16 protein-coding genes, 1 tRNA gene and 1 pseudogene are annotated in these 16,918 nt (G+C 61.6%); 7 read left to right on the top strand and 11 right to left on the bottom strand.

All coding sequences use genetic code 11. The features are described 5' to 3' along the window. From dxs to dapF, 5 genes are all read right to left on the bottom strand, one after another. Window positions 1-1,923 carry a 1-deoxy-D-xylulose-5-phosphate synthase gene (gene dxs, locus JJJ17_RS03520; RefSeq protein WP_200683806.1) on the bottom strand — a complete coding sequence of 641 codons (1,923 nt, stop codon included), beginning with the start codon at window positions 1,921-1,923 and terminating at the stop codon, window positions 1-3. 46 nt (window positions 1,924-1,969) lie between these two features. Beyond that, window positions 1,970-2,833, bottom strand: coding sequence for a polyprenyl synthetase family protein (locus tag JJJ17_RS03515; protein WP_200683805.1), 864 nt, complete (start codon window positions 2,831-2,833; stop codon window positions 1,970-1,972). Continuing rightward, complete coding sequence (locus JJJ17_RS03510) at window positions 2,834-3,070, bottom strand: exodeoxyribonuclease VII small subunit (RefSeq protein WP_200683804.1); 237 nt, start codon at window positions 3,068-3,070, stop codon at window positions 2,834-2,836. Window positions 3,071-3,157: 87 nt separating this feature from the next. Beyond that, entirely contained in the window at window positions 3,158-4,411 is a 1,254-nt protein-coding gene (gene mtaB / locus JJJ17_RS03505) for a tRNA (N(6)-L-threonylcarbamoyladenosine(37)-C(2))-methylthiotransferase MtaB (RefSeq protein WP_200683803.1), read from the bottom strand. Next, window positions 4,408-5,238 (bottom strand): diaminopimelate epimerase, encoded by an 831-nt coding sequence (gene dapF / locus JJJ17_RS03500; protein WP_200684780.1) that lies wholly within the window; start codon window positions 5,236-5,238, stop codon window positions 4,408-4,410. The genes mtaB and dapF overlap by 4 nt, the downstream gene beginning before the upstream one ends. Before the next feature lie 93 nt (window positions 5,239-5,331). Between dapF and JJJ17_RS03495 the strand changes: the two genes are divergently transcribed. Both JJJ17_RS03495 and JJJ17_RS03490 read left to right on the top strand, forming a co-directional pair. Continuing rightward, window positions 5,332-5,407, top strand: a tRNA-Lys gene (locus JJJ17_RS03495). A gap of 279 nt (window positions 5,408-5,686) precedes the next feature. Further along, window positions 5,687-6,793, top strand: a complete 1,107-nt coding sequence (locus JJJ17_RS03490) for an AAA family ATPase (protein ID WP_200683802.1) — start codon at window positions 5,687-5,689, stop codon at window positions 6,791-6,793. 23 nt (window positions 6,794-6,816) lie between these two features. On the opposite strand, the pseudogene istB reads toward JJJ17_RS03490, so the two are convergent. The 3 genes and pseudogenes from istB to JJJ17_RS03475 all read right to left on the bottom strand — a co-directional run. Continuing rightward, a pseudogene (istB, locus tag JJJ17_RS03485) lies at window positions 6,817-7,584 on the bottom strand (IS21-like element helper ATPase IstB); the annotation flags it as partial. A 122-nt stretch (window positions 7,585-7,706) separates the two neighbouring features. Then, window positions 7,707-8,090 (bottom strand): hypothetical protein, encoded by a 384-nt coding sequence (locus JJJ17_RS03480; RefSeq protein WP_200683800.1) that lies wholly within the window; start codon window positions 8,088-8,090, stop codon window positions 7,707-7,709. Between the two features lie 130 nt (window positions 8,091-8,220). Further along, entirely contained in the window at window positions 8,221-8,385 is a 165-nt protein-coding gene (locus tag JJJ17_RS03475; RefSeq protein WP_200683798.1) for a hypothetical protein, read from the bottom strand. Window positions 8,386-8,522: 137 nt separating this feature from the next. Here JJJ17_RS03475 and JJJ17_RS03470 point away from each other — a divergent pair, with 137 nt between their 5' ends. Next, window positions 8,523-9,299: an IS5 family transposase gene (locus tag JJJ17_RS03470; RefSeq protein WP_456152405.1), complete on the top strand. Its 777-nt coding sequence runs from the start codon at window positions 8,523-8,525 to the stop codon at window positions 9,297-9,299. A gap of 394 nt (window positions 9,300-9,693) precedes the next feature. On the opposite strand, the gene JJJ17_RS03465 is transcribed toward JJJ17_RS03470, so the two are convergent. Both JJJ17_RS03465 and aroA read right to left on the bottom strand, forming a co-directional pair. After that, window positions 9,694-10,356, bottom strand: a complete 663-nt coding sequence (locus tag JJJ17_RS03465; RefSeq protein ID WP_200683796.1) for a hypothetical protein — start codon at window positions 10,354-10,356, stop codon at window positions 9,694-9,696. A gap of 547 nt (window positions 10,357-10,903) precedes the next feature. Next, on the bottom strand, window positions 10,904-12,235 hold the full coding sequence (gene aroA, locus JJJ17_RS03460) for a 3-phosphoshikimate 1-carboxyvinyltransferase (protein ID WP_200683795.1): 1,332 nt from the start codon (window positions 12,233-12,235) through the stop codon (window positions 10,904-10,906). A gap of 115 nt (window positions 12,236-12,350) precedes the next feature. Here aroA and JJJ17_RS03455 point away from each other — a divergent pair, with 115 nt between their 5' ends. Next, the gene (locus tag JJJ17_RS03455) at window positions 12,351-13,025 is read left to right on the top strand and encodes a DNA alkylation repair protein (protein ID WP_200683793.1); all 675 of its coding nucleotides are present in this window, start codon (window positions 12,351-12,353) and stop codon (window positions 13,023-13,025) included. Between the two features lie 233 nt (window positions 13,026-13,258). Here JJJ17_RS03455 and JJJ17_RS03450 read toward each other — a convergent pair whose 3' ends face one another. Further along, entirely contained in the window at window positions 13,259-14,647 is a 1,389-nt protein-coding gene (locus JJJ17_RS03450; protein ID WP_234463851.1) for a S8 family serine peptidase, read from the bottom strand. A 97-nt stretch (window positions 14,648-14,744) separates the two neighbouring features. Here JJJ17_RS03450 and JJJ17_RS03445 point away from each other — a divergent pair, with 97 nt between their 5' ends. The 3 genes from JJJ17_RS03445 (at window position 14,745) to JJJ17_RS03435 (ending at window position 16,913) form a co-directional block, all read left to right on the top strand. Next, entirely contained in the window at window positions 14,745-15,236 is a 492-nt protein-coding gene (locus JJJ17_RS03445) for an RNA polymerase sigma factor (protein WP_200683792.1), read from the top strand. A 51-nt stretch (window positions 15,237-15,287) separates the two neighbouring features. Beyond that, window positions 15,288-15,986: an anti-sigma factor family protein gene (locus JJJ17_RS03440; protein WP_234463850.1), complete on the top strand. Its 699-nt coding sequence runs from the start codon at window positions 15,288-15,290 to the stop codon at window positions 15,984-15,986. A gap of 243 nt (window positions 15,987-16,229) precedes the next feature. After that, entirely contained in the window at window positions 16,230-16,913 is a 684-nt protein-coding gene (locus JJJ17_RS03435; RefSeq protein ID WP_200683790.1) for a calcium-binding protein, read from the top strand. Window positions 16,914-16,918 lie beyond the last annotated feature (5 nt).

The following is a 16,918-nucleotide window of genomic DNA, read 5'->3' as shown; positions in this document are numbered from 1 at the left end:
TCAGGCGCGGCGATCCAGCCGATCGATGCCAAGCGTATCAAGCACCTTCGCCTCGATATGTTCGGCATTCAGGGCCGAGCTGTCATACATCGCAAAGGGCGCATCGTGATCGACGAAAACGTCAGGCAGCACCATCGAGCGGAATTTCAACCCGTGATCGAACACGCCCTCTTCCGCCAGAAGCTGCGCGACATGGCTGCCGAAACCACCGACCGCGCCTTCCTCGATGGTGATCAGCGCGTCATGCGTGGTGGCAAGGCGCAGGATCAGATCGCGGTCCAGAGGCTTGGCAAAACGGGCATCCGCAATCGTCGGTGTGATCCCGCGCGCGGCCAGTGCCTCGGCGGCTTTGGCGACTTCAGACAGACGGGTTCCGAACGACAGGATCGCGACGCCTTTTCCCTCGGCGATCATGCGGCCCTTGCCGATGGGCAGCGGCTCGCCACGTTCTGGCATCTCGACCCCGGTGCCTTCACCGCGCGGAAAACGGAAGGCGATCGGGCCAGCGTCATGAGCGGCGGCGGTCGCGACCATGTGGACCAGTTCGGCCTCGTCGGCTGCGGCCATCACCACCATACCGGGAAGGTTGGCAAGGAACGCGATGTCATAGGCGCCCGCATGGGTCGGCCCGTCCTGACCGACCAGACCGGCGCGGTCGATGGCGAAGCGGACCGGCAGGCCTTGGACGGCAACGTCATGGACGACCTGATCGTAACCGCGTTGCAGGAAGGTTGAATAGATCGCGCAGAAGGGCTTCATCCCCCCCGCGGCAAGGCCCGCCGCAAATGTGACGGCATGCTGTTCGGCAATGCCCACGTCAAAGCTGCGACGGGGAAAGCGTTCGGCGAATTGCTTAAGGCCGGTGCCGTCCGGCATGGCAGCAGTAATGCCGACGATCTTGTCGTCACGTCCGGCCTCATCGATCAGTGCCTTGGCGAAGACCGAGGTATAGCTGGGGGCGTTGGATTTCGCTTTCGCCTGCTGACCGGTCACCACGTCGAATTTCGAGGTCGCGTGCCCACGGTCGGCGGCGTTTTCGGCGGGGGCATAGCCCTTGCCCTTCTTGGTCACCGCATGGATCAGAACCGGCCCGGTCGCGCGGGCACGGACCGTCCGTAGGAGCGGCAAAAGCTGTTCGATATCGTGGCCATCGACGGGGCCGATATAGGAAAAACCCAATTCCTCGAACAAAGTGCCACCAACGGCCATGCCCTTCAGCATTTCCTTGGCCCGGCGCGCGCCTTCCTGCATCGGCGGGGGCAACAGGCCGACCGCCCCCTTGGCAACGGCCTTCAGTTCCTGAAACGGCCCGCCCGTGTAAAGCCGGGTCAAATAGGACGACATCGCGCCAACCGGCGGGGCAATCGACATTTCGTTGTCATTCAGGATCACGAACATGCGCGTGCCCAGATGGCCCGCATTGTTCAGCGCCTCGAACGCCATCCCGGCGCTCATCGCGCCATCGCCGATGACCGCGATGGCATCACCCGGATCGCCACCCAGATCGCGCGCGACGGCAAAGCCCAAACCTGCCGAAATCGAGGTCGAGGAATGGCCCGCCCCGAACGGATCATAGGCGCTTTCCGTCCGTTTGGTGAAGCCCGACAGCCCACCGCCCATGCGCAGGCTGCGAATCCGGTCGCGCCGCCCTGTCAGGATCTTGTGCGGATAGCACTGATGGCCGACATCCCAGATGATCTTGTCGCGCGGCGTGTCAAAGACAGCGTGCAGCGCCACGGTCAGTTCGACCACGCCCAGCCCCGCGCCCAGATGCCCGCCGGTTTCGCTGACCGCGCTGACCGTTTCGGCGCGAAGCTCATCGGCAAGCTGCTTCAACTCACGATCGCTGAGCGCCTTCAGGTCCGAAGGCAGCGAGACGCGGTCAAGGATCGGGGTCTTGGGTCGGTCGGCGGGATCGGTCATGGGGCTGGCCCTTCGGGCGAAGTTCTTGGGCGGGCGAAAGATCGGTTCAGGTGTCGCGTTCGATAACGAAACGCGCAAGTTCCCGCAAGTTTCCGGCGGCCTCGCCATATGGCAACAATGCGCTTTCCGCATCAGTCACCAATGCCTGCGCACGGTCGCGCGCACCCTGTAAGCCCAACAATGACACGAAAGTCGCCTTTCCGGCAGCATCATCCTTGCCGACGCGCTTGCCGGTCACATCCTCGCTACCTGTCACGTCAAGGATGTCATCGGCGATCTGGAAGGCCAGCCCAAGCGCCTGCGCATAGCGATCAAGCGGCGCGGGATCAGCATCGGCGATCAACGGCCCGGCAGTGGCTGCGAAACGGATCAGTGCGCCGGTCTTGCCCCCCTGCAACTGGGTAATCGCGTCAAGGTCCAGCGGTTCGGGCGCGACCTCGGCGGCGATGTCCAGCGCCTGACCCCATACCATGCCTTCGGCACCGACGGCCTTGGCGAAGGCGCGTATCAACCGCAACCGAGCTGCTGCATCGCCGATCTTGTCATGGGTCAACAATTCGAACGCAAGCGATTGCAGGGCATCACCCGCAAGGATCGCCGTCGCTTCGGACCATTTCACATGCACCGTCGGCTGACCTCGCCGCAGGTCGTCGTCATCCATCGCCGGAAGGTCATCATGGACGAGGCTATAGGCATGCAGTGCCTCAACCGCCGCCGCGACCGGCAAAGCGGTCAGATCAGACACGCCATGCAGACGCGCCGATTCCATCACCAGAAAGGCCCGTATCCGCTTGCCGCCGGTGACTGCGTAGGCCATCGCATCGCGCAACTCTCCGCCCGGAAAACCGGCCAAAACCGCATCCAGCGCCTGCTGAACCAGCGCCTTCACCGCGTCATTTCGGGCCTGCATTTACAGACCCTCTGCCGGTTCCGTTCCCGTGGGCTGGCCATTGGCCGACAGGGTGATCTTTTCGACCCGCTCTTCGGCGTCGCGCAGACGCGCCTCGCAATGCTTGCGCAACTCGGCCCCGCGTTCGTAAAGCGCGATGGATTCCTCCAGCGTCGCCTCGCCGGTTTCGAGCTTGTTCACCGTCGCTTCCAACTCGCGCATGGCGTCTTCAAAGGACAGTTTTTCGGTCTCGCTCATCGTTCCGGCCTTTCAGGATATGCGGGTGGCGCACAAAGTCAGCGGATCATAGCCAGCTTCGCCGGGGGATACCACCACCAGGGCGGATCAGGCGACCAGACGCTGCCCGTCATGGCCGGTCACGCGCAGCTCCATCAGCGCGCCTTCGGGTTGGTCGTGATCGAAGGCGACTTCGGTGAATTGCTCGGTCCGGCCAAGACGCGGACCTTCGGTCAGCACACGATGGACGCGGCCAATCTGTGCCTGAAGGTGCTGCGTCAACGCGCTGTCCCCCGCCTCGCGCAGCCGGGCCGCGCGTTCCTTGATCAGCGGCCCCTTGACCGCAGGCATCCGCGCGGCAGGCGTGCCCTTGCGCGCCGAGAACGGGAAGACATGCAGGAAGGTCAGACCGCAATCATCGACCAGCTTGAGACTGTTTTCGAACATCGCCTCGGTCTCGGTCGGGAAACCGGCGATGATATCGGCACCGAAGACAATCTCGGGGCGCAGCTTGCGGGCATCCTCGCAAAAACGGATGGCATCGTCGCGCAGATGGCGACGCTTCATCCGCTTCAGGATCATGTCGTCACCAGCTTGCAGCGACAGATGCAGATGCGGCATCAGCCGCGATTCCGAAGCAATCGCCAGCATCAGATTCTCATCCGCCTCGATCGAATCGATGCTGCTGATGCGCAGACGCGGCAGGTCCGGCACCAGCCGCAAAATCCGCATGACCAGATCGCCCAACCGGGGAAGCCCCGGCAAATCCGCCCCCCACGAGGTCAGATCCACGCCGGTCAGCACCACTTCATTGAAGCCGCGCCCGACAAGACGCTTGATCTGCTCGACCACCACCCCTGCGGGAACCGAGCGTGAATTGCCGCGGCCATAGGGGATGATGCAGAACGTGCAGCGGTGATCGCAGCCGTTCTGGACCTGCACATAGGCGCGATGGCGACCGAAACCGTCGATCAGATGGCCTGCCGTTTCCTTGACCGACATGATGTCATCGACACGAATCTTCTCGGTCTCGCCGATCAGATCCGGGGCGCGAAGGGTCTGCCAGGTCTCGGGCAGCATCTTTTCATGGTTGCCGATGACCTTGGTAACTTCGGGCATCGCCGCGAAGGTTTCAGGTTCGGTCTGCGCCGCGCATCCGGTGACGATCACCGGAGCACCGGGATTTTCACGGGATAGACGGCGGATTTCCTGACGCGCCTTGCGCACCGCCTCGGCGGTCACGGCGCAGGTGTTCACGACCACCGCGCCCGAAAGGCCGGCGGCTTCGGCCATCTCGCGCATCGCCTCGGTCTCGTAGGCGTTCAGGCGGCAGCCAAGGGTCGAAAAGACCGGCGCGCTCATCCGGCAAGCCATTCGGGGGTGAGGACGCCGGAGAAGACGTAAGAGGTCGTCCCTTCCATCCAGACGCCATCCTCGCGCCAGTCGATGAACAACACACCGCCGGGCACATTCACCTTGACCTTGCGACCCGTCAGCCCGCGCCGCGCCGCCGCCACGACCGCCGCGCAAGAGCAACTGCCCGAGGCGAGCGTCGGCCCTGCCCCGCGTTCCCAGATTTTCAGGATGATCTCTTCCGGCGAGACGACCTGCACGAATTCGACATTGGTGCGCTGCGGATAAAGCGGGTGATGCTCATAGGTCGGGCCAAGCTGAGCCAGATCGACCGCCTCGGCATCCTCGACGAAAAAGGTGATATGCGGGTTGCCCATGCCGGTCGCAATGGGATCACCCTCGATCGGCAGGTGATCGATATCGACCTGTTTCGCCAGCGGAATTTGCTGCCAGTCCAGCACGGGATGGCCCATATTGACGCGAGTTACACCGCCCCCCGCATCCTCGGCCAGCAGAACGCCATGATCGGTCCGAAGCCGCAATTTCTGCAAGCCGGTCTCATCCATGACCTGCCGCGCTATGCAGCGCGTCGCATTGCCACAGGCCGCGCTGACCGAACCGTCGGTATTCCAGAACCGCAGCCGGACATCGGCCTGATCGTCGTTCTGGATCGTCGCAAGCTGATCAAAACCCACCCCACGATTCCGGTCGCCGATCCGCATGACCAGATCCGCCGCGGGTAGTTCCCCCCCGCCGCGCAGATCGATCACTACAAAATCATTGCCCAGCCCGTTCATTTTCGCGAAGGGCAGGCCCAAAGGCTGCTTGTCATCCATGACGCGCATATAGAACCGCCGGTTCGATTCTGCCAGTCCCGTTCATTTTTCCGCTTGACGCCATCCGCCACCGCCCATAGGAAGCCCCCCGTTGGGCCCGTAGCTCAGTTGGTAGAGCAACTGACTTTTAATCAGTGGGTCACAGGTTCGAATCCTGTCGGGCTCACCACTGCTTTCATTGTTGTCAGATGACATGCGAGTTGTCCATTTGTGACAGCTTTTTGTCCATTCTTGACAGATCTTCTGCCCACTGGACATCGCTTCATGAAACCGCCGACGATATGTAGTTGCGGCAGACTACGTGGATGCTTCCATCAATGTGCAGAACCTTCGGTAAGGGCGGAAACCGGTCTGACGGCAGCGCGGCACTGCGGTTGCAGCGAGCATTGAGAAGCGGACGTTCGCGCGCAACGTAACGATCAGTGTGCGAGGGCCGGTTCTGGGCCTATTGGCCGAGGAGGGCGACGCCAAGGCTTCAGCCGCGCTGTCGAGCCTGCTAACGAGCGCAGAACGTACCGTTAAACTCGCGCCCAGCAGGATCGCGCGGTCGAAGGCGCGGCTGCCCGGCGAGAATCTCACGCGGAACACTCAAGTTCCGGTCGATCGAGAAACGGCAGCACCACTGGCTGATCTGATCTTCCCACCTGAGACAAGCCCTATGCCGCCGATCTTCAATTCGACGATCAGCGCCGCTGTGACTTCGGTTATGGAGGAGTGGATTGCCCCCGACGCACTTTCGGATATGGGCGTGCAGCCCATGCGCACCTGTCTGATCTACGGCCCTCCCGGAACCGGAAAGACGCGGCTCGCGCTCTGGATCGCCGCGCAGCTCGACCTGCCGGTAGTCTCGGCTCGTATCGACGACCTAGTGTCATCGTTCTTGGGCACGACTGCGCGTAATATCGGCAATCTGTTTGCTTTCGCGAACCGGTACCGCTGCCTTCTGCTGCTTGATGAGTTTGATGCGGTAGCAAAGCTGCGTGACGATCCGCAAGAGGTCGGGGAGATAAAGCGGGTAGTTAACGCACTGCTACAAAATCTCGATACGCGCCACGACGTCGGGATCACGGTTGGGATCACCAATCATCAGAAGCTGCTGGACCCAGCAGTATGGCGGCGCTTTGAGGTGCAGTTGGAAATGCCTCGCCCAGATTTTGACGTGCGGCTCGAAATCGCCAAAAGCTTCTTGTCTCCGGTCACCGCTCCAGAGGCGCACCTACGGATGATTTCCTGGTTCACTGAACGCGCAACCGGCGCAGAAATAGAAGCGCTGGTTCGCACCTACAAGAAATCTATGGCGGTGCAGATAGATGGCCCGCGCCCGCTCCTTGATATGCTTCGGCAATTCGCAACGCTAAATAGTGCCCGCATAGATCCAGAGCGGCGAAATCTTCTGTTCGCTGATGCAGGCGTTCTATTTAAAGCCATCAGTAAAGACCGCCGCTTAGGCGTTTCTTACGAAGACATCGGCCATATGGCCGGGAAGGACAAGTCCACAATCAGCAGGCAGATCAACCGCAGCGACGAAGCCACAAGCGAGGCGCGTGAACGTTGATGTCCAGCCCAATCCAAGTCGTCCTCCTTCTTTTTTCGGGCGACTGCTTCGGTGCTGGCTTTGAAGCGGAAGCTGTCGTTACCGGTTTCCAGGATATGGCAACGGTGAGTAAGCCGATCGAGCAGCGCCGTTGTCATCTTCGCATCGCCGAAGACCGTGGCCCATTCGCTGAAGCTGAGATTTGTGGTGATGATGACGCTGGTGCGTTCGTAAAGCTTGCTCAGCGGATGGAAGAGCAGTGCGCCGCCTGAGGCGCTGAACGGCAGGTAACCCAGCTCGTCGAGGATCACGAGATCGAGGCGCACGAGGGGCTCGGCAAGCTGGCCTGCTTTTCCCTTCGTCTTTTCCTGCTCAAGCGCGTTGACCAATTCGATGGTCGAGAAGAACCGCATCTTGCGGCGGTGATGCTCAATGGCCTGGATGCCAAGCGCGGTCGCAACATGGGTCTTTCCGGTGCCGGGCCCACCGATGAGCACGATGTTCTGCGCCCCCTCCATGAACTCGCATCGATGGAGCTGGCGCACCGTGGCTTCATTCATCTCGCTGCTTGAGAAGTCGAAACCCGACAGGTCTTTGTAGGCCGGAAAGCGTGCCGCTTTCATATGATAGGCAATCGACCGAACCTCTCGTTCTGCCATCTCCGCCTTCAACAGCTGGGTTAGGATCGGGACTGCCGCTTCGAATACAGGCGCGCCTTGCTCGATCAAATCGGTCACGGCCTGCGCCATGCCATGCATCTTGAGGCTACGAAGCATGATAATGACGGCGCCGCTGGCGGGATCATAACGCATGGCGGCCTCCGGTGCTGTGGGCCCGCAGATCGTCGTAGCGCCCGACATTTGGCTTGGGCTCGCGGCGCAGCGCGAGCGCTTGTGGCGTATCGATGAGGCTGCAAACAACTTATCTCGCCTTCCTAGATCACTATGGCATGGGTGGAGATCCGGCCCGCCCCGGTCCGCCACAGGACAAAGGAGCTGTCGAGAACAGCGTGAAAATCTTGCAGCGCATGATGAAATTGCGGTTTAGGAACCTGCCGCTGCTGCCCCTGGAGGATCTGCGGGGCATCCTGATGGGAGACAGGGGGTCTGTTGCCGTCCACATCCTGCGTGACGCGCGTGTCTTGCAAATAGGGGGCGACCAGATCCTTGAACGCGCGGCGATTGGGGCGATAGTTTTTCGTGCTGTGGGCAAGGCCGGCGCTCGCCTCGAAAATCTGGCGCAGGGTTTGGGGATCACTGGCCGCGAAAAGCCGGGCGATGCGCCCGGGTGCGCCAGGGGGTGCCGACGCAAAGCGCATATTCCTGTAAGAGCCAGGCGCGGAGGGGATTGCTCAGATCGGGGTTGGCGACGTCCACCCGGGCAGCAATCTCGTCAAGCAGGTTGATGTCCATCGCGGCCAGCGCCCCCAGAAGCGAGCCCGAGCCTCTTTAGACCTTCACGTCATCAAGCTGACGGTAAAGGGCCTCGGCCACAGACTGCCGCAACGCGCCAAACTCCGCCGGGGTCAACTGACCAGCGTGCTGTTCGGCCCAGGACGAGACAAGCCCGTTATACTGCGATTTGAAGGTCCGGCTGCTTTCTGGACCTACCATCTTGCTAGGCTCAGGACCCATTGATTTGAGACCGTTGGCATGATTCAGGCCTTGCAAGGAGACCTGAACGATGAGCAACCTTTACTGGCTGTCCGACGCCCAGATGGAGCGCCTCAAGCCTTTCCTTCCGAAGAGCCATGGCAAGCCCCCGCGTCGATGATCGTCGCGTCCTGAGTGGCATAATCTTCATCAATCGCAATGGGTTGCGCTGGCGTGACGCGCCGAAGGAATACGGCCCGGCAAAGACACTCTACAACCGGTGGAAGCGTTGGAGCGACAATGGTGTCTTCGCCCGGATCATGGTGAGCCTGGCCACCGAGAGCGCCGAACACAAGACGATCATGATCGATGTCGAGCGTGGCAGCGCCATTGGTTCGAGCGCCACGGCGAGGGTATCTGAAAGCCCATCGCACAGCATCGAGCCTGCTGTCGAAAAAGGGGGATGTGGGCGGCTGATCGGGCGAACCAAGGGGTTCGGAGGATCAGAAAACTGTCCGGGGGACAGTTTTCCCGGAGAACGGAACACCAAGCTGCATGCCGTCACTGATACCAACGGACGACCCATTCGCTTCTTCATGACCGCCGGACAGGTCAGCGATTACGTCGGCGCGGCGGAGCTCCTGAGCAGTCTGCCAAAGGCCGACTGGCTGCTCGCAGACCGCGGTTACGATGCGGATTGGTTCCGCGAAGCCCCGAAAAACAAGGGGGCAAGCCCTGTCTCCCGGGCAGGAAGTCCCGAGGCAAGCCCGTCACATACGACAAGCGCCGCTACAGACGACGGAACCGCATTGAGATCATGTTCGGCAGGCTCAAAGATTGGCGGCGCGTCGCAACTCGATACGACAGATGCCCGAAAGTCTTCCTCTCCGCCATCGCACTCGCCGCAACCGTCATGTTCTGGTTATGAGCCCTGACACTAACTTCTTCCGCTTTCGCCAAGCGCTCGGGGCTCACGGGGAAGCCCGTACCATCGGATCTTGTCGTCGCTGGAATCGCCGGCGGCGTTTACGCCAATCCCTCTTTTGTAGATCGAAAAGAAACTGACCTTACGATCCCGCCCTTCGACCTGTTGGGTGACCGAAGTCGCGCTAATGTAATTCCTTTGAAGCAAATCAACATTCGTATGCCAAGTACGTCCACCGACAGGTACGTGGTCGCGCGAGTTACCGGTTCCGTCGAAGAACATGCCCGCTCTGATGAGCTCGCAGCCGACCGAAATCGTATCCGCTGGCGCCATTCCCGCTCTTGCGCTGACGCCTGTGCCACGTTCTGCGCGATAGCAGCCTTGTCCGAACCCTGCATGATGCTTCAGCCTTCGATTGTGCAACGAGGAGCAAGAACGCCGTGCTCATCAAGATAACTTTGCCTACTCATCTTATTATAGGCTCTCTGCTGCGTGTCCTTTAATCTCTCAGCATCCTGCTTCAGATCCGCCAAGATAGGATCATCAGCAGCCAGGCGATCAGCGCAAAGCTCTGCAAGAAGAATGTCAGGCTCGTTTGCGACCGAGGCCAATTCTGCACCACGTCGCTCTCTGATAAGTGCGGCGGCTTTTGCGTTTGTCGTAGTTACAGTTACATCCGCGCCCGGCCCTAGGATGATTTTAACGGCAGCATGACCAGTATCACCGATAATCGACAGATCGGAGGCACGCAGCCGAATTGCTGCTATATATCCCTGATTGTCGAGAATATCGTACCACTCAATCTTGAAATCGAGCGCATCTCCCTGCCCATCCACATACTCTATCGGCCCGCTTTCATTTTGGCCTTTCTGCGAATGCTCAACGACAACACGCCCATTCAATGACATCTGCATTACCGTCGGCACAGCCGGGTGCGCGCCAAAATTCAAGGATAGCGTTCTTGGCTCATCCTTGACGCTGGAAAGTCCACCCACCAGAAGCACCGTCATGATCGTTGCAGTCAACGCGAAACCAAGGCTGGTAGGTAAGGTCTTCGCTCGTTTCACCGGAGATCCCATTTTTTTTGCTTTCCATCACAGACAGATCGGAATGCTTAGCAAGAAGTTTTTCTATTCTTGCGACTGCTTCATGTGGCGTTCCGGATGAACTGGAAATCTCTCAAACCTTTCCGTCACCCAGACCTTCGAGAAGGTAAGGGCCAAGCAACGACTCCCAAGTCAATATTGTATTGACTATCTCGTTCGGATCATTCGGGCTCTGCGGGAATGGCTAAGACAATGTGATTGTGGACACATTCTTCAGGACCATCAAGTCCGAGTTGATCTGGCCGGTCGCATGGCAATCCCCCAGACGGGCAACGCTCTGTCGCTAGGTACATCGGCGAATTCTATAGTCACGTCAGGCGACATTCATCGCCCAGTTCCCAGAACCGCATCGCCTTCCAGCGAAAGGTCCGAGAAGTCAGCTAAACGCTCCCAACAAAACCGGGCAAGTCCATCCTTGGCAGGACCTAATCGAGAGGGATCGATGGCGTCTCGCCCCTCGCTGCACATGCAAGGAATACGAGCCCCAAACCGCCAACTCAATGCCGCGTCAGCCCAGTTCCGCACCCAGACCCTGCATCAGCGGCAGAAAGTCGGGGAAAGAGGTCATGATCGGGCTGCCGTCATCGACACTGACCGGGTTTTCAGCAGCCATGCCCAGAACCATGAAGGACATGGCGATCCGGTGGTCCAGATGCGTCACCGCCGTCCCGCCGCCCGGTACATTGCCCGCGCCATGGACGGTCATGCTGTCATCGGTCTCTTCGACCCGGATGCCATTCGCCTCCAGCCCGCGCGCCATTGCGTCGATCCGGTCGCTTTCCTTGACCCGCAATTCCGCCACGCCGTTCATCACCGTAACACCATCGGCATAGGCCGCGATCACCGACAGGATCGGAAATTCGTCGATCATGCTGGAAGCCCGCTCAGCCGGGACACTGACGCCCTTCAGCGGGCCGTGACGGACCACCAGATCGGCAACCGGCTCACCACCTTCTTCGCGCGGGTTCTCGAAGGCGATATCCGCCCCCATTTCCAGCAGCGTCACGTAAAGCCCGTCGCGCGTCGGATTGCGGCTGACCCCCGGCACCCGGATTTCCGAGCCCGGCACGATCAAAGCCGCCGCAACCGGAAATGCCGCGCTGGAAGGATCGCGAGGCACCGCGACCGGCTGGGCGCGAAGCTCGGCCCGGCCTTTCAGGGTGATGACATGACCTTCATCCGTGGTCTCAGAGCGGATATCAGCGCCGAACCCTGCCAGCATCCGCTCGGAATGGTCGCGGGTCGGTTCGGCCTCGATCACCACGGTATCTCCGGGGACGTTCAGTCCGGCCAGCAGCACCGCCGATTTGATCTGCGCCGAGGCAACCGGCGTGCGGTATCGGACCGGCACCGGATCAACGGCGCCTTTGACCGTGATTGGAAGGCGACCACCTTCGCGGGCGGTGAACTCGGCCCCGAAAAGTGCCAACGGATCGGTGACACGCGCCATCGGGCGGCGGGACAGGCTGGCATCGCCGCTGAAAGTCGCGGTGATGCCCGTCGTCGCCATCGCCCCCATGATCAGCCGGACGCCGGTGCCGGAATTGCCGCAATCGATCACGCCTTCCGGCTCTGCAAAGCCGCCGACGCCGACGCCGTTGACGGTCCATTCGCCCGGTCCGTGCCGCTCGACCTGCGCACCGAATGCCGCCATCGCCTTGGCGGTGTCCAGCACATCCTCGCCCTCCAGCAGCCCGGTGATCTTCGTCTCACCGACCGACAGCGCCCCAAGGATCAGCGCGCGATGGCTGATCGACTTGTCGCCCGGCACCTGCGCCACACCTTTCAGCGGGCCGCTGCGGCGAGAGGTCATCGGGCGGGGTTCGGACGAATGCGACATGGCGGATTTCCTGATGATTGCGCCCGTCTTCTACCGCTACCATCCGCCCCCCGCCACCATCTTCTTGAGCCTTTCCCGCGGCTTTCCTAAAAGATCGCAGGCGAAGGAGACCCGGATGGACGAACTGACTGCACTTGAGGCGCTTGCCGATGCCCGAAAGGCCGATGACATGCGCGCCTATCACAAGACCGAGCGGCGTTATCTGGGCGTGCCCAATCCCGCCATCGACGATCTGGTGCAAGGCTGGCGGGCCGAGCGAGATCTGAATCAGCGGCTGGCCCTCGCCTCGGCACTTTGGGACAGCGACATTCACGAGGCGCGAGTCGCGGCGGCGAAACTGCTGACGCAGGCGCGGATTCGGCCGGATGACGAGGCATGGCGATTGATCGCCTCATGGGTGCCGGATTTCGACGGCTGGGCGATTGCGGACAGCGTGATGATCGCGGGGCAAAAGCGGCTGGTGGCAGATCCCGCACGGCTGGATCAGGTCGAGGGCTGGCTGACCCATGCGAACAAATGGACCCGCCGCGCGGCCTTGGTCGGGACGTTGCCATGGGCAAAGATGAACAACCCGAAGGTGGCCGATCTTGCGGTCAGAGAACGGGTTTTAGGCTGGGCCGGGCAGCTTACCCAAGAGCCGGACTGGTTCTTGCAGAAGGCGGTCGCGTGGTGGCTGCGCGATCTGTCAAAGCGGGACGCGGAACGGGTCCGGGCGTTTCTTGAGGCACATGGCGCAAAGATGAAACCCTTTGCCCGGCGCGAGGCGATGCGGTTGGTGGAAAAAACCTGAAACAGCGGCTTTGGCTCAACGTCGACGGCAGCGCGCTATCGCAGGTTGGCGCTGTAAGGCCGTATTCGAGCGCGTTTTGGTGCGGCTTCATCAAACGGAGTCGTCGCCGGAAAGATCTCTGAAGCGCCCGTCCAAGGGCCCGATGGGTATACTGCCCGGAGCGCCTTCTTCAGCACTTTGATCCCGGGCAAGCGCTTTGCCTTCATCGTGGAAACTGCGCGCCTGTTACACCTCTACGGCGCGCCAGCGCCATCCCTCACCAGCGTCGGGGCGAGAGACTCGTCACCTGACCTGCCGCAAACTTCCGGTGGCGTCAGCAGGCCCTGACCGAAGATGTCATCGCGCCCCGCCTCGCCCAGATCGCGGGCGTTTTCGGATAACAGCTTGCGTAACTCGCCGATCTCCAGATCGGGTTGCGCCTGCAGGATCAACGCCGCCGCCGCCGTCACGAAGGGGGCGGCGTAGGAGGTGCCGGTCTTGGTCCTCGCCCCGCTGATCGAGGCGGCTGTCCAGACCTCGACCCCCGGCGCGGCCAGATCGATATGTTTGCCCCGGTTCGCCCGCCGATAGACCTCGCCCCGACGATCGACGGCGGTCACTGCGACCACCCGGTCATAGGCGGCCGGATAGGCTGGCCGTGCAGAGGGGCCGTTATTCCCCGCCGCCGCCACGATCAGAATGCCATCTTCGTGCATCAGCCGGATCTGGCGTCTGAGCGCCGTGTTCTGCGGACCGGCCAGCGACAGATTGACGATCCGCACATCCTGCGCCTGAAGATAATCCAGCGCCTCGACCAGCCCAAAGGCATCCGCCCGCTGATCGCTGCCGTCGCGGTGGAAAGCATCGACCGCGATCAGCCGCGCCTCGGGCACCAGACCGGGCGAGCGGCTGTCGCTATCACCAACCAGCAGAGAGGCAACGGCGGTCCCGTGCAGCAGGTCCGAGGGGGCGCCATTCTCGCCGGGATCAATGTGGTGCACCTTGATATTCGCACCTGACAGGGCCGCGTGATCGGCGTTCAGTCCGGTGTCGACCATGCCGATCAGCGGCATCGCGCCGCAACCGCCACCACCGGCAGGCCACGCAATCATCTGCCGCGCGGGACAATCCGCGCCCTGACAGGCCTCGCCCTGTTCGCTGCGATAGTAGTGGTTGAAATCGGTGCTTTCGGGCGAGTCCAGTTCTCGGACCAGTTGCCGGGCGGCTGGCAGGTCCAATTCGTCGGGCTTGCGCAGACGGAACAGCGGCTGGCCAGAGGTCAGATCGCGGCGTTGGATGACCGAGAAACCCTGCTGCTCAAGCCCGGCAAGTTCGTCATCCGACAATCCGCGCACCAGAACCTCGTCTGGGGCACGCTGCGGCAAGGGTGCCGCGACCCGTGCGGGAGCCGGAGTGGGGGCTGGCGCGGGCACCCGAATCTGGCGGCGGACCGTGGGGCCGTCGTCATCGTCATCATCATCGCCGCCAATGCGAAGGCCGAACCCGCGCAGCAAGCCACGCGGGCCGTCATCGTCATCATCGGCATAAGCTGCCCGGCCAAGCTCGGGACCATGAGGCCCGATGCCGGGCTCGGTCAGCAGCATCGCCGCAATTATGACAGTTGCAAAACGATTTTGTAACATTTGCATGCCTTCCGTCGGTCGGTTCTGGACTCCTACGCGCCGCCCCGTGCAAATATTCCGACAGTTGAATAAAAATTAACAGTATCTCCGAGGGACGATGACTCCGGCGTTTGGCGAGGCCCTGATCGCATTGCTGCCCAATCTGCGGCGATATGCAATGTCGCTGTCGCGGCGGGCCGATATTGCCGACGATCTGGTCCAGATCACGGTCGAGCGGGCGCTGACCAATCACGCAAGTTTCGATCCTTCGACACGGCTAGAGCCCTGGCTTTTCCGCATCCTGCGCAACGCTTTCATCGACATGACCCGGCGCAATCGCACGCAGGGCACGCAGCTTGATGTGTTCGAGATGCCCGAGGTGATCTCAACCGATGGCGAGGCGGTGATCCAGTCGCGGCTGATGCTGCAATCGACGGTCGAGGCGATGGAGGCCTTGCCCGCCGAACAGCGCGACGTGCTGCATCTCGTCTGTATCGAAGAGCTAAGCTATGCCGAGGCCGCCGAGGTGCTGGATATTCCGAAAGGCACGGTGATGAGCCGCCTGTCCCGCGCACGGCTGGCGCTTGCCGAAAAACTGGGAATAAAATGATCGTCCATCCGTATGCTGGGGAACAACCCAACCCGTTTCCACGAGGCGAAGATGCAGATCGATGACGACACCCTGATGGCCTTTGCCGATGGCGAGCTAGAGCCTGCGGAAGCGCTAGAGGTGAAGGCCGCCGTCGAGGCCGATCCCGCCTTGCAGGCAAGGCTGCATCTTTTCACCAAGACGCGCGCCATGTTGCAGGCCGATATTCCGGCGGCGCAACCATCGTCGCAGGATGAAGATCTGATCGCGCGCATCCGCGCAGCCTCGGTTGCGCCTGCGCAGGTGGCCGGTCCTGCGACCCTGCCAAAGCCCGCGAATTTCAACTTACGCCCCTTTGCCACCGCAATCGCCGCTGCTTTCGCGCTGGCCGTTGCGGGCGGTATCTGGTGGCAGGCGCGTGGCCCGGATCAGGGCGGCATCGGCGCGGCTCAGGTGGCTGCGCTGAACGAACTGCCCTCGGGCGAGATGCGGACGTTGGGTGAGGGTGATCTGACGATGATCGCCTCTTACCGGATGGAAGACGGGGCGTTCTGCCGTGAATACCAGACGACGGGCGATGGCGATGCGCGCGTGGCCGTTGCCTGCCGCGACGCGGATGGCTGGGCCGAACGCTTTGCCGCGGATTTGCAGATCGATGGCGGCTATCAGCCCGCCTCGGGCGACATTCCCGGTCTCGACGGCTTCCTGACCTCGGCTGGCGCAAGCGCGCCTTTGACCGCCGCTGAGGAAGCGACAGCACTTTCCGAATAAAAAATTCGACCGGCGGGGAATAAACCCAAACCCCGCGCGTAAACGGATCAGAGAACGGGAAAGACAACCCGTCACCTCTCTCGCAGGCAGGACAGGCTGCGCCCCTTGGGGTGAAAGGTCACAGGAAAGCCCTGTCATTTCTGGAATATCCGGGCCGCATCGCCCGGTCGCATAAGGCTGGTCGTTGCACCGGGCGGATAACGGCTGGCCTTTCATCACACCGCCCCATTCAGGAGAATGACCATGGCGACTTACCGTGGAAACGACGACGACAACCGCATCACCGGTACCAAGGTTTCGGATCTGATCTATGGCCGGTCGGGCGATGACACGCTGAACGGTGGCGGCGGCCATGACACGATCGACGGCGGCGAGGGGAATGACCGCATCATCGCCGGGTCGGGCAATGACCGTATCCTTGGCGGCGAAGGCAATGATTTCATCAATGCCGGGCATGGTAACAACGTCATCTTCGGTGGCGAGGGCAATGACACCATTCAGTCCGGCAATGGTCGCGACAGCATCCGCGCCGGGGAAGGCAACGACAACATCAACTCGGGCGGCGGCAACGACAGGATCTGGGGTGGCGAAGGCGATGACCGGATTCTGGCCGGAGCCGGCAATGACGCGCTGGTCGGTGGTGAAGGCAACGACACGCTGAACGGCGGTGCGGGCAACGACACCATGCATGGTGGCGAGGGCGCGGATGTCTTTGTCTTCACCGGCGGGCGTGACGTGATCCGCGATTTCGAGCCGGGCGACGATCAGATCAATCTGCGCTCTTTTTCGGGCCTCGACAGTTGGGCGGATGTCCGCGCGTCGGCTCAACAAAGCGGCGATGACGTGGTTCTGTCGATAGGCAGCCACCGCCTGATCATCGAGGATTTCCGCAAGGGTCAGATGGATGCCGACGATTTCATCTGGTGAGCGCC

Source organism: Paracoccus caeni, assembly GCF_016629665.1.
In the GTDB taxonomy this organism is placed as follows: Bacteria; Pseudomonadota; Alphaproteobacteria; order Rhodobacterales; family Rhodobacteraceae; genus Paracoccus; species Paracoccus caeni.
This window is presented reverse-complemented; position numbering and strand designations above follow the sequence as displayed.